The 13,982-nt window shown below is 65.3% G+C and carries 13 protein-coding genes and 1 pseudogene; 11 read left to right on the forward strand and 3 right to left on the reverse strand.

Annotated features, from left to right (window positions below; all coding sequences use genetic code 11):
• The first annotated feature begins 3 nt into the window (after window positions 1-3).
• The 5 genes and pseudogenes from EV643_RS30210 to EV643_RS30230 all read left to right on the forward strand — a co-directional run bounded on the left by EV643_RS30210 (window position 4) and on the right by EV643_RS30230 (window position 3,605).
• The gene (locus EV643_RS30210) at window positions 4-321 is read left to right on the forward strand and encodes a hypothetical protein (RefSeq protein WP_133803572.1); all 318 of its coding nucleotides are present in this window, start codon (window positions 4-6) and stop codon (window positions 319-321) included.
• Between the two features lie 229 nt (window positions 322-550).
• Window positions 551-1,453, forward strand: a complete 903-nt coding sequence (locus EV643_RS30215; protein WP_133803573.1) for a hypothetical protein — start codon at window positions 551-553, stop codon at window positions 1,451-1,453.
• Window positions 1,454-1,872: 419 nt separating this feature from the next.
• Entirely contained in the window at window positions 1,873-2,202 is a 330-nt protein-coding gene (locus tag EV643_RS30220) for a hypothetical protein (RefSeq protein WP_202869831.1), read from the forward strand.
• 188 nt (window positions 2,203-2,390) lie between these two features.
• Window positions 2,391-2,780: pseudogene (locus EV643_RS47020) on the forward strand (CPCC family cysteine-rich protein).
• Between the two features lie 18 nt (window positions 2,781-2,798).
• Complete coding sequence (locus EV643_RS30230) at window positions 2,799-3,605, forward strand: leucine-rich repeat domain-containing protein (RefSeq protein WP_133803575.1); 807 nt, start codon at window positions 2,799-2,801, stop codon at window positions 3,603-3,605.
• A 52-nt stretch (window positions 3,606-3,657) separates the two neighbouring features.
• On the opposite strand, the gene EV643_RS30235 is transcribed toward EV643_RS30230, so the two are convergent.
• Window positions 3,658-4,602: a hypothetical protein gene (locus EV643_RS30235; protein ID WP_133803576.1), complete on the reverse strand. Its 945-nt coding sequence runs from the start codon at window positions 4,600-4,602 to the stop codon at window positions 3,658-3,660.
• Window positions 4,603-4,850: 248 nt separating this feature from the next.
• On the opposite strand from EV643_RS30235, the gene EV643_RS30240 reads away from it, so the two are divergent.
• The 3 genes from EV643_RS30240 (at window position 4,851) to EV643_RS30250 (ending at window position 8,571) form a co-directional block, all read left to right on the forward strand.
• Entirely contained in the window at window positions 4,851-7,742 is a 2,892-nt protein-coding gene (locus tag EV643_RS30240; protein ID WP_133803577.1) for a COG1470 family protein, read from the forward strand.
• A gap of 100 nt (window positions 7,743-7,842) precedes the next feature.
• Window positions 7,843-8,136, forward strand: a complete 294-nt coding sequence (locus EV643_RS30245; protein ID WP_166665628.1) for a toxin-antitoxin system HicB family antitoxin — start codon at window positions 7,843-7,845, stop codon at window positions 8,134-8,136.
• Entirely contained in the window at window positions 8,137-8,571 is a 435-nt protein-coding gene (locus EV643_RS30250) for a type II toxin-antitoxin system VapC family toxin (RefSeq protein WP_133803579.1), read from the forward strand.
• Window positions 8,572-8,744: 173 nt separating this feature from the next.
• On the opposite strand, the gene EV643_RS30255 is transcribed toward EV643_RS30250, so the two are convergent.
• On the reverse strand, window positions 8,745-8,975 hold the full coding sequence (locus EV643_RS30255; protein WP_133803580.1) for an AbrB/MazE/SpoVT family DNA-binding domain-containing protein: 231 nt from the start codon (window positions 8,973-8,975) through the stop codon (window positions 8,745-8,747).
• Between the two features lie 141 nt (window positions 8,976-9,116).
• Between EV643_RS30255 and EV643_RS30260 the strand changes: the two genes are divergently transcribed.
• Both EV643_RS30260 and EV643_RS30265 read left to right on the forward strand, forming a co-directional pair.
• A complete protein-coding gene (locus EV643_RS30260; protein WP_133803581.1) occupies window positions 9,117-9,698 on the forward strand; it encodes a hypothetical protein in 582 nt (193 codons plus the stop codon).
• 84 nt (window positions 9,699-9,782) lie between these two features.
• On the forward strand, window positions 9,783-11,363 hold the full coding sequence (locus EV643_RS30265) for an acyl-CoA mutase large subunit family protein (RefSeq protein WP_133803582.1): 1,581 nt from the start codon (window positions 9,783-9,785) through the stop codon (window positions 11,361-11,363).
• Here EV643_RS30265 and EV643_RS30270 read toward each other — a convergent pair.
• Window positions 11,360-12,547: an amidohydrolase gene (locus EV643_RS30270; RefSeq protein ID WP_133803583.1), complete on the reverse strand. Its 1,188-nt coding sequence runs from the start codon at window positions 12,545-12,547 to the stop codon at window positions 11,360-11,362. The two genes, EV643_RS30265 and EV643_RS30270, sit on opposite strands and share 4 nt — an antisense overlap.
• A gap of 320 nt (window positions 12,548-12,867) precedes the next feature.
• On the opposite strand from EV643_RS30270, the gene EV643_RS30275 reads away from it, so the two are divergent.
• On the forward strand, window positions 12,868-13,944 hold the full coding sequence (locus EV643_RS30275; RefSeq protein WP_133803584.1) for a BMP family lipoprotein: 1,077 nt from the start codon (window positions 12,868-12,870) through the stop codon (window positions 13,942-13,944).
• The last annotated feature ends 38 nt before the right edge of the window (window positions 13,945-13,982 follow it).

Raw genomic sequence — 13,982 nt, forward strand, 5'->3', positions numbered from 1 at the left:
AAAATGGGACTCGACTACGCTTTCTGGAAGTCCGGAGAAGGGTCTCGTGACGAGATATATGCAGATCTCGGTGAGGGTCGGTCCGGTCGGCTAGCTCAGAGTGAGGACGTCTGGGAGTTCCGTGGTCGCCTGCTTGAGTTCTGGCCAGAACTCCGGGAGTCCATTGAGCCCTGGGAGGAAGACCCGAAATTCGATCCTGCCGATCTATCTAAGTATGTCGTGATTAATATTCACGCTTCCGATGTAAACAAGATGGCGGCGGTTTGGGAGATTGCTGAACGATGTCATCTCGTCGCGTATGATCCACTCCATCAGGCATAGCTGATCGCCAAACCCTCGGATACGCGCCTACGAACGGCCTTAAGGCCCTGCCAAAGTCGGCGTGTAGGGCTGTGGCCTGCCGTTTGTGGCGTGGCGTGTGGTGTGTGACGGGTGGCGTGTGGGGGTTTTGGATGGACGTTCTCACCTCACCATCCAACCCGAGGGACCACACCCGCCGATGCCATCTTCGCCTACGACACCTGACTGTCTAACAAGGAGGGAACATGCGGTGGAAGCTGTTGCGCCTGAGGACTGGCCCTGCGGTTCGCTGACAACGATCATTGATGTGGATCTGCAGGCTCAGTTGACGTATGAGAGCGCTGTTCGGCTCTGGTTCGAGCTCATGACCGAGCCAGTATTCGGTGACCTGCTGCACAGGCATCGCCATGGCGACGAACGTGTGAGCGCGGATCTGTACACGGTCTACTCCTGGGGCATCGATGAGCATCACGAGCCCTTCGGAGATCGGAGTCTCGATCGGCTGCTCAAGCAGGTCGACGAGCGGGGGCGGCGTCCCGAGTGGGTACTACTCGCTGTCGAGGAGGAGTCGGACAACGGACTCAGAGTGCCCGGAGCAACCGGCGACTGCTTCTCTGCAGCACTTGCGGTCCGATGCTTGGAGGAATCGCGTGAGGGCGCGCATTTCAGCGCGAGCGGGACGTATTGGTCTCCGGACCTGGTTGCGCCGGCTGCCGTGCAGGCCGACTGGTGCCGTGCAGTAAAACGATTCGCTTCACAGACTGCCGCGGCCTTCGCCAACATCAGCGATGACAATGAAAGGGTCCGGACTGCACTGGATTCCGCCCTGGATCGGTCTGAGGCAGAATCCATCACGATGAGTCGGTCAGTGCTCCGTGGCTATTCCTGGGTGACAGTTTGTGGGTCGGAGTTGGTCGGGCGCCTCGGCGGCGCAAGTGCGCTAGAGGCGTCTGGTGCGTTCTGGCGTGTCCACATGTTCGATCATGACGCTGCTTACCTGCAGGCCACCGAGCGACTCAATGACTACGACTCCGCAGCGATTGAGCGTGTCTTCAGAGCGTTATCTCCTGTGCTGCCTGCCGGTGTGGTCAAACCGACCTGGGGAAATGACTGGCCTCGCCTAGTGCACGATGACGCATCTCGATATCATTGAGCAGTGAGGTTTCTGGGCATCTGAGCTGAGCTGTCTGTAGTCCTAGACGCGCCCGAGACTTCGAAAGCTCAGTGGATCGAATCCCGATACCGGTCGCGGGGACTCCTGTCCGGGGCGACGAGAGGGCCGGGAACTCAAGCCCTCGGAAGCTGTCGGAGTCGCCGGTGTGGGCTGGCGCTGTGGAGCAGTTCGGCGACATACATCCTAGTGGTCGAGGAACTATCCGGCGCCTCCTCGGGTGTGGGCGGACGATTCTTGGGGCCATCACTGCTGGAATGAATTCCAAACGATGATCAACGAGGCGCATCGACCCAAATACGCAAATCCGTATCGACGTCTATGGTGGGGAGTAGTGCTCTGATGCCTATGATTCATTCGACTGAGCCGACTTCCGTGTGTGTCAGATCAGTTTCGATACGTTGCTCGAGATCCAGTTGGAGGCGGAGGACCGAGGCTACGCAACTCGGTGGACCTCGGTGGATGCACTCCGCAGCCAGGTCAAGGAAGAAGTCGTCGTCCTCCAGTCGCTGATGCGCGAGGAGCGAGGAGGGGCTGTGCGGGCTTACCGATGCCTGCTGCTGTTCTCAACCGTGGATGCCAGGGATGTCGGCGGAATTGCCACGATCGATCTTGATCCGGCGAGGTTCGAATCGCTGGAGCGACTCGATCGAGATCCGGATGTTCGGAAGGCGCTTGCCCGGATGTTCTCCCTTGCGCTGGGCGGTATTTCGATGGTCTCGAAGAAGTAGTGGGCTCTGCTGATGTCCGCGGGCAGATTTGTGTCGGCGCTGCTGAGTCGGTATGGCAGGCGCCACATCGACGCGATGCCGCCCACTTACGTTAATGATGTCCCTGCGATGAGTTGGGGACTGTGGTTCGAGCGGCGTTTGACCCGGTCGGCCATCCGGAACTTCATAGCCCGAACGTTGGCGCCAGCATGATCCGACGCTGTCCGTGTCCGTGCTGTGGTCGACTCGTGCACGATGGCCAACCGGGTTCCTATCGAATCTGTCCGGTCTGTCGCTGGTAAGACGACCAGGTGCAACTCCGGTGGCCGCTCTACAGCGGTGGTGCGAACAAGCCGTCTCTTGTCGATGCCCAGGGGACGTACAGGACGATCCGGGTCAGCGAATCCAGTCGTTCTGATCGGGCTCGGCCGCCGATGGGAGACGAACCGATCGATGAGAATTTTCGCCCAATAGATCTGGCTATTGATAGCTTCGAAGAAACATTAGTGCAGGATGAACCTTGGCCCGAGGATCGCGCCGTCCTCTATTGGTGGCGGCCAACGTTCTGGAGGCAGGAGCCTTCCCCGGGCCGTGAATAGAGGAAATGAGTTCGCGAGATGAGCCGCTTCGACTACAGTGTTCTCACCTGGCAGGTTGGCGCATTGTTTCGCTGGGAAGAGTTACGAAATGCCTACATGTCAGATCGCTACGATGGGGTCTACCTACGAATCGCAAGTGGGGCCAGGCTAGCGAACCTCGAATTCTTGGATGACCTACCGGAACTGAAGTATGTCGAAGTATCTGGTGTGACCATGGATGACTCGCACGCATTCAAGCTTGAAGGTCTTCGCGAGGTCGTCTTGCTGACGAGATGTCAGGTGGCAGTTCCTAGTACTCCGGAATCTACGTTGGAGGCCGTGAGCGTCGACAACCGATCCGGATTGCAGCATCTGTCCATGTTGCCAGCGTTACGCCTTCTCCAGATTTGGGGTTTCGAGGGCCGGAGCCTTGCGGACTTTTCGAATTCTTCAGCGCTCTCCAGGCTGAAGGTCGAGGGAACGCGGCAGGACGTCTCGCTGGCGGGTCTGGAGTCGTGTGGGTCGCTGGCCGACGTGGAGCTCCTCGAGATGCGGGTTGAGGGCCTCCGGCCGCTGCGTGGTCTGTCGAAACTTAGACGTCTCTGGCTGATCGGGGACAGCTCGTTCACCTCGGCCAATCCCTTGATGCTTGAAGATCTGTCAGCCCTTGATGCCCTTGAGGAATTGAGAATCACCTATCAAGGCTCAGTGTCATCGGTTGAGCCACTACTCAATCTGCCCCGGCTGCGGGACGTGCGTCTCGGGGGGACCCGGATCGCGGATGGAAATCTTCACCCGCTGGCCGCTCTCGCTGAACGGGCCAAAGTTCTCGGACCGGATGAGTAGTCAAGTCGCGAGATTGATCAGGGCGTTGCAGATGGGGCGCGATAGCAGGAGTTCATCTGCCGGGGGCCAGCCTGGTCAGCGGGTAAGGGTGGTCGCCACGGTGGCGGTGGGGTACCAGTTTTCGAAGTCTTTGTAGTGGGCGGTGAAGGTCGTGGTGCCCCGGGGGAGGGCGTAGGTGGTGGTGAAGGTGCCGGCTGAGGTCATTTCTGGGTTGCCGATGGAGCGTTCGGTGGAGCCGGCGGGGGTGGCGTAGACCTGGAGGAATTGCTGGTTGGTGGCCCACCGTCTCGACGACCTCGGTGCCATCGGGGCTGACCGCGTAGTCGATGAGGTTGGAGCCGGCGTTGTCGCGCTTGCTGAGAATCGTGGGCGTCGTACCTGAGACGTCGATGACGTACGTGCTGACCGGGGAGTATCCGGTGTCGCCGGCAACGATCAGACCGGAAGCGATGGCATCGATGATGGGGTGGTAGTTGGGTCCGCCGGTGTAGACAACCGGTGCGGTGCCCGGGGCGGACCAGATCAGGAGGCCGCCGGAGCCGATTCCGCAGTTGTAGTAGGCGCCGACGATCTTGTCGCCGGCCGGCTCGACCGCGTAGACGCAGGCACCGGTCGGCGCGGCGTACGTTGCCGAGGGCACCAAAGTGTCGGCGTCCACCGCCGTGACGTGGTCGAAGTCCGCAGCGACCAGCAACGTGTGGTGATCGTCGCTCAGGACCACATCCGAGGCACCTGTTACGGCGGAGACCTTGGCCTGCAGGACGCCGTCGAGATCCGTCACCACGAGCGGGAGTTCGCTGCCGGCGCCTTGCGCGAGGTACAGGCGGCCGCGGACCTCGTCGAGTTCCATCGCCCGGAAGTCGTCGACCGGCAGTTGCGTTCCCACGCTGTTCACCAAGACCGGCTCGTCGGCCGAACTTGGTCCGGCCAGTACGACTCCGGTCGACAATCCGATGGTCAGAGCCAGGGCCCCGAGAGCCAGTCCACGCGCGCGCATCAGTTCTCCGTCGTCAGAGTGAATCCCGAACATCCTTCCCCCGAAGCGGGCCTACATTAGAAGGAATCTGACCACTCAGCAAACCGCCCGGCTGCCTCTTCGGGCAGAACTCGGGGCGGAGGCGCGTCCGGATCTGGACAACCACGACGGCCGGCAGTGCACTGGGCGGGAGATCGGTGGTCACGGAGGGCGCCGACTGGTGGGGGGACAGTGTCATGGGGGACTTTTCGCGTGCGCGGAAGCGGTGGGTGCGGACGGTAGTGCTTGTCTGCGTCAGCTTGGTTGGGTGGGGGTTGGTTCAGCCGCAGGCGCGGGCGTTGCCGCCTTATCCGAGTCCGCCGCCTGACTTCTCGCATCCGGGGAGTTTTCACAACACGTCGTGGGGTGCGAACGACCAGGTCTACAGCCTCACCGGCGGGCAGCGGGACCGGGAGATGCTCGTGGTGTTGCCGCGGTTCAGCGACGTCGCGAACACCCCGGGCGCAGATGAAAATTGGGCCGCGAACCGGTTCTTCGGCGGCTTCCCGAGCGTCGCGAACTGGTTCAACGCCATGTCCGGCGGCGACCTCATCCTCACCGCGGCCGCGGAGACAGACGGTACGGCGAACAACGGCGTGGTGATCGTCAACGCCGGCACGTTCCAGTCGTTCGAAGGGCTCAACGACTCGCAACGGTCCCGCCGGGTGCTCGAACTCGCCAACGCCTCGGTCAACTTCGCGACCTTCGACGACAACAACGACGGCCGGATCGACGACCTCGAGCTCACCGTGGTCAGCGTCCGCACCGGCAACCCGATCGCCGACAATCCCGATACGCCGGCCAACGAGGCGAACGCCGACAACTGCGGCGCGACCCGGGTGTCCGAAGGCGCCAGCTACGACAGCAAAACCCTGACCGGTATCAGCGTCTCGCTGAACACCACGCTGACCAACCTGATGACGCTCGTCCACGAGGTCGGTCACCAGACCACCCACATGCGGGACCTGTACGGGTTCGGTGTCGGCGCGTGGGCGTTGTCCGGCCCGACCTGCGGACCGCCGGACACCACGCTGTTCGGTCCAAACGGCTTCGAGAAGGTGCACTTCGGTTGGGGTACGCCGAACGTCGTCGTCCAGGACGGGTACTACGACGTCGCCAACGCAGCGACCGGTGCCCAGCCCTACTACATCCTGTACGACCCGTCGAAGGGCACCGAGGATTACTTCGTCGTCGAGAACCGGCAGGCGACGCCGAACACCTACGAGCGGTCCGTGCACGACAGCGGGCTGGCGATCTGGCGGGCCGACGACTCGGTCTGGGAGAGCGCCTCCGACACGACCCGCCCGATCGAGATCATGCGGCCGAACGGCAGCACGACCCCCGGCTGCAACGCCAACGGCATTTGCTACGGCGGCGACCCGGCCGATGCGTGGAACCCGTGCGACACGACCTCCTCACAGCGCACCATGTCGAGGCCCTGGCGGGACGGAACCGCGTCGCGCCTCGCGGTCCGGGCGATCGGGTGCAGCGCTTCGACGATCAGGGCGTACTTCGACGTCCGCGGGCCCGGCGTACTGGTCGACTCGACCGACGCAAAGGCTGCGCCGCGGCGAGTGGATGTCGTACCGACCGAGGCGAGCCCGGTCAGCTTCGCGGTGATGAACACCGGTGAGGCCACCGACACGTTCGACTTCACGGTGGAGGGGTTGCCAGCGGGGTGGACCGCGTCGACCGATCGGAAGACGCTCACCGCCGGCGCGGGGAGCACTGCCAACATCACCGTCACGCCGCCGGCCGATGCGCCTGAGACGACGATCAACTTGAACGTGGTCGGCCGTAGTACGACGGCAGCGGGGATCTCCTCGACGAGCCCGATCCAGTTGCGCGTCGTGTTGCACGAGACCCGGCTCGAGTACACCGGTGCCGTCTCGCAGCCGTGGGGCGAGGGCGCGGGCTTCGCCGCGACGGTCCAGGACGCCGACAACGCGCTGGCCCCGATCGCGGGTGCCGAGGTCACCTTCCGGTTGCAGGGTTCCGCCGACGCGCAGGAGGCGACGGCGATCACCGACGCGTCCGGCGTGGCGACGGCGAACCCGGCGATCACCTTGCCACCGGGGGACTACCAACTCTCGGTGAGCGTCAAGAGGCTCGGCAAGCACGCCGGGGCCGCGCTCCTCACCGACTACACCGTCGAACGGCGGCCGACGGCGATCGACTACACCGGCGACGCGACAGCGGAGTACTCCGACCCGGCCGCGGTGTCTGCGGTGTTGACCGATGGCATCAGCGGTACGCCGCTCGCGGGCAAGCCGATCGGGTTCGCCCTCGGCACGCAGTCGGCATCCGCGACCACCGACGCCACCGGGTACGCCGTCTCGTCGATCGTGGTGAACCAGCCGGCCATTTCGACGACCGCGGGCGCGACCTTCGCGGGTGACACGGGGTACTTGGCCAGCTCGGACAGCACCGCGTTCGTGATCGACGAAGAGGACCTGAACCTCGTCTACACCGGCGACACGTTGGTACCGCGTGGGACCACGCCGAGGCTGGCCGCACAGGCGACTCAGGAGGACGACGGTTCGCCGGGCAACTTCACGCTGGCCCAGGTGCAGTTCGACCTGACGCCGACGCTCAGTACGACGCCGTACCGGTTCCAGGCGACCGCGAACGCGTCGGGCGCCGCGACCACCCCGGCGACCGGGTTGCCGGTCGACCTGTGGAAGGTCAAGCCGTCGATCCCGGCGACGAACGGCTACTGGGAGGGCTCTGGCAACGAGGTCGAACTGGTCCACTACGACGAGCGCGCCAAGGTGACCGGGCTCGGCCTGCTCGGTCGGGATTCGGCTGGTCGGCAGACTCAGCTGACCGTGACGGGCGGCTACTCCGGCGGCAGACCGGTCGGCGTGACCGAGTTCCTGTCCAGCGAGGGTCTCTTCGTCGGCCTCCACGACGACTGGATCGTACGGGTCGGCAACCAGGCGATCGTCCAAGCCCAAGGCAACCTGGCCCTGAACACGCCCGCCACCCTCCGCCTCCACCTGGCGGACCTAGGCCCGATCCTGACCCGCCGAGACTGGTTCAACGCGACCATGACCAGCGAACGAGGCACCTACACCTCCGGCCGAGTAACCCCCACCCTCGGCGACCTCTGGATCCGCTAACCCGCACAACAACCCGGCGTACGACACACCCGTCGTACGCCGGGCCGTTGCGCGCCGAGGGTGATAGCAACACTTGATGCTCGGTGATAGCATTCGTCTCATGAGACAGCTGCTGCTTCGTGTGCCTGATGACCTGCATGCCAGGTTGGCGGCTCGTGCGCAGGAGCGCGGACAGTCGGTCAACGCGCTGGCCACCGAGCTGCTGGACCATCTGATCGAGGAAGATCCCGCGTCGGTTCGCCGCCGGCTCCGGGCGAAGGCTCACCAGTTGGGTGTGCTGGCCGAGCCACATGCCCCCCGACGGAAGTTGTCCCGAGTCGAGCGGCAAACGGCTCTCGACTCCGCCCGCGGGCTGGGGGAGGTCGTCGACGCGATCCTGGAAGACGGCCGGTAGGTGATCATCTACGTCGACTCCTCTGTGCTGGTCCGTGCCTACCTTCCCGACGAGCAGGGGTACGAGGCGGCCAACGATCTGCTGTTCGGCGAGGATGCGCTGGTCACCTCGACCTGGACGTTGGTGGAGGTCACCAGTGCGCTGACACGCGCGGCCCGCAGCGGTCGAGCCGACCTTGACGGCCTGCTGGCGGCGTTCGAGACGGACACCGCGGTCGACGGGCCGGTGACTCTGCTCCGGCCCGACCCGGTGGCTGTCGAGGCACGAGCGATCGAGATCGTCCGGGATCATGCGATCAGGTCACTCGACGCCCTGCATCTCGCTGTCGCCGAGCTCGCTGCGATGCCGCTGTCCTCCCCGGAAGCCTGCGGATTCGCCAGCCGCGACCACGCGCAGGCTGAGGTCGCCGCAAAGCTGGGGTTCATCGGCAGCTGATCCATCTGCCGGTCGCAGGCGGCGGTAGGCGACGGACCCCTTGCCGGCCAGGAAACCCCGCCTCGAACGGCAACGGCTCGCGGTGCAACTCGGCCCCGCGCAGGGCGTCATCGAGGTCCTCGATCGAAGAGAAGTCGACCGAGACCTCGACGAGAGGCTGCACGAGCGACAGGTCAGTCCTCGCCACGCAGTAGCCCCATGATCTCGTCGGTGCTCATGCCACTGGAGCCACGGCCGCGCAGCCTGGCCACGAGCCGACGCGCGGCGGGCTCGTTGCTCTTGGCCCGGACCATACGCGCGGTATCGCCGTCGACGATGAACTCCACCTCGTCCCCCTCACGCAGTCCGAGCTGCTGCCGGACGTCGATCGGGATGGTGACCTGCCCCTTGGACGTGATGCGCACCGCGACCTCCCACGAGTACGAAGTTCCTACCGGTAAGAGTGACACCGCGACCGGACGCCGCACCGCGGAGCTCACGTGGGTCGGTGGCAGCTTCGTGCAACTGGAGGCGCGGGGGATGGGGGACGGAGCAGACTGCGGGGGGTGCGGAGGGTTGCGAGGGTTCTGAAGCTGGCGTTGAGTGGGCTGGCGTTGGGCGGGCTGGTTGCCGGTGTGGTTGCGCTGGTTTATCTGGAGGTGTTTGCGACTCGCGATTACGCGCTGAGCAGCGGGTCGCTGGACAAAACGTGTGAGGAGCCCGGGCGTACTGCGTTTCCCGCGGCGCCGGCGTACGCGGGAAACGGGCCGCATCCGATCTGGATCAAGGACGGCAGCCTGACCAGCAAGACCAAGCCGATGCCGGCTGCCTGGACACCGAAGCCCGCGGAGGTCCAGCTGATCGCATGCGAGGTTGGGCAGACCCCGGGGGGCTATCTGGGGTCCTGCGACTTCGACTGGCCCGAGGAGAGGACCATCCGCGTCACGGCGATGACCTACGAGTTCGAGGTGTACGAGGCGCGGACCGGTCGGCGGATCGGCAAGGCGCCGGTGCAGAGCATTTCGGTGCTCGACTGTCCATCGATGGCGTGGATCAAAATGGACGATCGGCCCGAAATCTTGGCTCCGCCGGGGTACCAGCAGTTCGAGGCAGGCCTGGGTGAGTTCGTTGCCCGTCCGGTCGGCTGAGTGGGAGACCTCGGTCACAGAGGGTGCTGGACGTCACCTGCGCGCTCCATACCAGTTGCGGCGTGGTTCTTCTACCGTGGGGGGATGAGCCACCAGACCGAGTCGGGCTGGGACTTCGAACCCGTCTACGGCCCCGACAAGCTTGCTGATTTCGATCCGGCCGAGAAGCTCGGGGCGCCGGGGGAGTTTCCGTTCACCCGTGGGGTGTACCCGAGCATGTACACCCAGCGGCCGTGGACGATGCGCCAGTACGCCGGGTTCGGGACCGCGGCCGAATCGAACCAGCGGTACCACCAGCTGATCGACCACGGCACGATGGGCCTGTCGGTGGCGTTCGACCTGCCGACGCAGATGGGGTACGACTCCGACGCCCCGATCGCGCACGGCGAGGTCGGCAAGGTCGGGGTGGCGATCGACTCGATCGACGACATGCGGGTGCTGTTCGACCGGATCCCGCTCGACCAGGTGTCCACCTCGATGACGATCAACGCGCCGGGCTCGGTGCTGTTGCTGCTCTACCAACTGGTCGCCGAGGAACAGGGCGTCGCCGGGGACAAGCTGACCGGCACGATCCAGAACGACGTGCTGAAGGAGTACATCGCCCGCGGCACCTACATCTACCCGCCGAAGGAGTCGCTCCGGCTGATCAGCGACATCTTCGCCTACTGCCAGACGGAGCTGCCGCGCTGGAACACGATCTCGATCTCCGGCTACCACATGGCCGAGGCCGGTGCGACGCCCGCGCAGGAGATCGCGTTCACGCTGGCCGACGGGATCGAGTACGTCCGGGCCGCGGTCGCGTCCGGGCTGGACGTGGACGAGTTCGCGCCGCGGCTGTCGTTCTTCTTCGTCTCCCGTACGACGCTGCTGGAGGAGGTCGCCAAGTTCCGGGCGGCCCGGCGGATCTGGGCGCGGGTGATGCGCGACGAGTTCGGCGCGAAGAACCCGAAGTCGCTGATGCTGCGGTTCCACACCCAGACGGCCGGGGTGCAGCTGACCGCGCAACAGCCCGAGGTGAACCTGGTCCGCGTCGCGATCCAGGGCCTGGCCGCGGTCCTCGGTGGCACCCAGTCGTTGCACACCAACTCGTACGACGAGGCGATCGCGCTGCCGACCGAGAAGGCGGCCCGGCTCGCCCTCCGGACCCAGCAGGTGCTCGCGTACGAAACCGACATCACCGCGACCGTCGACCCGTTCGCCGGCTCCTATGTGGTCGAGTCGCTCACCGATGAGGTCGAGCAGGCCGCTGTCGAGCTGATGGACCAGGTCGAGGAGTACGGCGGTGCGGTGGCCGCGATCGAGAAGGGCTTCCAGAAACAGGAGATCGAGCGGTCGGCGTACAAGATCGCCCAGCAGATCGACAGCACCGAGCGGGTCGTTGTCGGCCTCAACAAGTTCAAGGTCGCCGAGGAGGAACCCTACGAACCCCTCCGGGTCGATCCCGCGATCGAGGCCCAGCAGGTCGAACGCCTCGCCAAACTCCGCGCCGACCGCGACCAGCCGTCCGTCGGCCAGGCCCTCGGAGCCCTCAAGAAAGCAGCCCAGGGCAACGAAAACTGCCTCTACCCGATGAAGGACGCCCTCAAAGCCCGAGCCACCGTAGGCGAAGTCTGCAACGCCCTCCGCGAAGTCTGGGGCACCTACATCCCCGCCGACACCTTCTAGTCGAGTAGGGCGGTTGCGGTCAGGACTGTGGTGCCTTGGGTTATGGCTTGTTCTTCGGGGTTGAAGCCGGGGGTGTGGAGGTCGGCGGCTGTTTCGAGGCCGATCGGGCGGACGCCCAGGCGGGCCATGGCGCCGGGGACGTGTTCGAGGTACCAGGCGAAGTCTTCGCCGCCGAGGGACTGGTCGGTCTGGGCGACGGCGTCGTGGCCGAGGGTCTGGTCGACGGCCGAGCGGAGTACGTCGATGGCGGCGGCGTCGTTCATCACCGGGGGGACGCCGTGGGTGACCTCGGTGTCGACCTCGACCCCGTAGGGCGCGACCAGTTGCGCGGCCAGTGAGGGGATCAGTTCGGCGGCCAGGCGCCAGGCGTTGGCGTCAAGGCAGCGGAGGGTGCCTTCTGCCTCGCCGCGGGCCGGGATCGCGTTGGCGGCCGAGCCGGAGGTGATGCGGCCCCAGACCAGTGACATCCCGGCGCGCGGGTCGACCCGGCGGGAGAGGGCGGCCGGGAGTTCGGTCACCAGCGTGGCCAGGGCGTAGACGAGATCGGCAGTCAGATGCGGCCGCGAGGTGTGTCCGCCGGGCCCGGTCAGCCGGACCAGGACCCGGTCCGCCGCGGCGGTCAACGCGCCCACCCGCAATCCGACCTGGCCGACCGTCAACCGGGGATCACAGTGCAGCCCGTAGATCCGGCGTACCCCTTCCAGGCCGCCGGCCGCGATCACGCCGAGCGCGCCGCCCGGCATCACCTCCTCGGCCGGCTGGAAGATCAGCCGCACCCGCCGATCCAGTACGCCGTCCGCCGACATCCCGGCGAGAACCAGACCGGCACCCAGAACGGCCGCGGTGTGCATATCGTGCCCGCACGCGTGCGCGACCCCGTCGATCGTCGACCGAAAAGGGCTGTCGATCGCCTCCGATACCGGCAGCGCGTCGATATCGGCACGCAGAGCGACGCAGGTGTCGCCCGAACCGATGTCGCAGATCAGCCCGGTCCCGGTCGGCAGCACCTGCGGCGACAACCCGGCCGCGGTCAGCCGCTGCCGGAGTACCTCGGTGGTGCGGACCTCGTGCCAGCCGAGCTCGGGGTGCGCGTGCAGGTCCCGGCGTACCGCGATCGCCTCGGCGCCCACCTCGTCGACGCGTGCCATCACGTCCGCGAGCAACAGCTGGTGCGAAGTCGTCATCCCGCGATTGTTCCATCCCGGCCCGACGAAACCGGCCGCGGCGGCACCGCGGTGACTCACCGTGACGAGGACTGACCGTGAGCAAAGGTCGATCAGATGTCCCTGACAACGCAGCCATCGTGCGCTCGGTGACCCATGGCACGCGGACGGTAGCGATCCCGGAGGAGTTTCGGAATTGTGACGAAAGTGCCGGTCACTTTCCGGTATCGAGGCCCATTTGACGTTCAGGGAATGGCGGCCCGCCCCTATAGTCTGCGGATGCGGCACCCCTGGGGAAGGTGTGCCGGGCAAATGTTTTCGGTCGACAAAGGAGACGTCCGGTGAAGAAGTACTTGCGGGGACTGGCGATCGTGGGCGCGGTGACGGTCGCCGTCGCCGCCTGTGGCAGCCCGCCGGCCGAGGACTCGGCCGCGGGGGGCGCCAATAAGGATTTCAAGGCCTGTATGGTCTCCGACTCGGGTGGGTTCGACGACAAGTCGTTCAACCAGACCTCGTACGCCGGCCTGCAGGCGGCGGTGAAGTCGAAGGGCATCACCGAGGTCAAGGCCGAGTCGAAGTCGGACAACGACTACCCGACCAACATGACCGCCATGGTGACGGCCAAGTGCAACGTCATTGTGTCCGTCGGCTTCAAGCTGGAGGACGCCACCGACAAGGCGGCCAAGGCGAACCCGGACATCAAGTTCGCCATCGTCGACTCCGCCCCGGTGCAGCCGATCACGAACGTCAAGCCGCTCGGCTTCAACACCGCGCAGGCGAGCTTCCAGGCCGGCTATCTCGCGGCCGCGATGTCCACCACCGGCAAGGTCGGTACCTACGGCGGTATCAAGATCCCGCCGGTGACCATCTTCATGGACGGTTTCGCCGAGGGCGTGCGGTACTACAACACGCAGAAGAGCAAGAGCGTCCAGGTGCTCGGCTGGGACGACGCCAAGCAGTCCGGCCTGTTCACCGGTGACTTCGAGGACAAGGCGAAGGGCCAGAACACCGCGCAGAACCTGATCACCCAGGGCGCCGACATCATCTTCCCGGTGGCCGGCCCGGCCGGTCTGGGTGGGCTGCAGGCGGCCAAGGCGAGCAACGGCAAGGTGAACGCGATCTGGGTCGACACCGACGGTTGTGAGAGCGCCGCGGAGTTCTGCTCGGTGCTGATCTCCAGCGTCAAGAAGGGCATGGACGTCGCGGTCCAGAACGCGATCGAGTCCGTCGTGGACAACAAGTTCGACAACAGCCAGTTCATCGGCACGCTGGAGAACGGCGGTACGGCGCTGGCGCCGTTCCACGAGTTCGACAGTAAGGTCCCGGCGGAGCTGAAGACCGAGCTGGACCAGATCAAGGCCGACATCATCAGCGGCAAGATCACCATCGCGTCCAAGGCACAGCCGAAGGCATCCTGATCCAGGACGCCATCGCGTAGTACGGTGCGAGCCAGGAA

It is taken from the genome of Kribbella caucasensis (genome assembly GCF_004361855.1).
Lineage (GTDB): Bacteria > Actinomycetota > Actinomycetes > Propionibacteriales > Kribbellaceae > Kribbella > Kribbella caucasensis.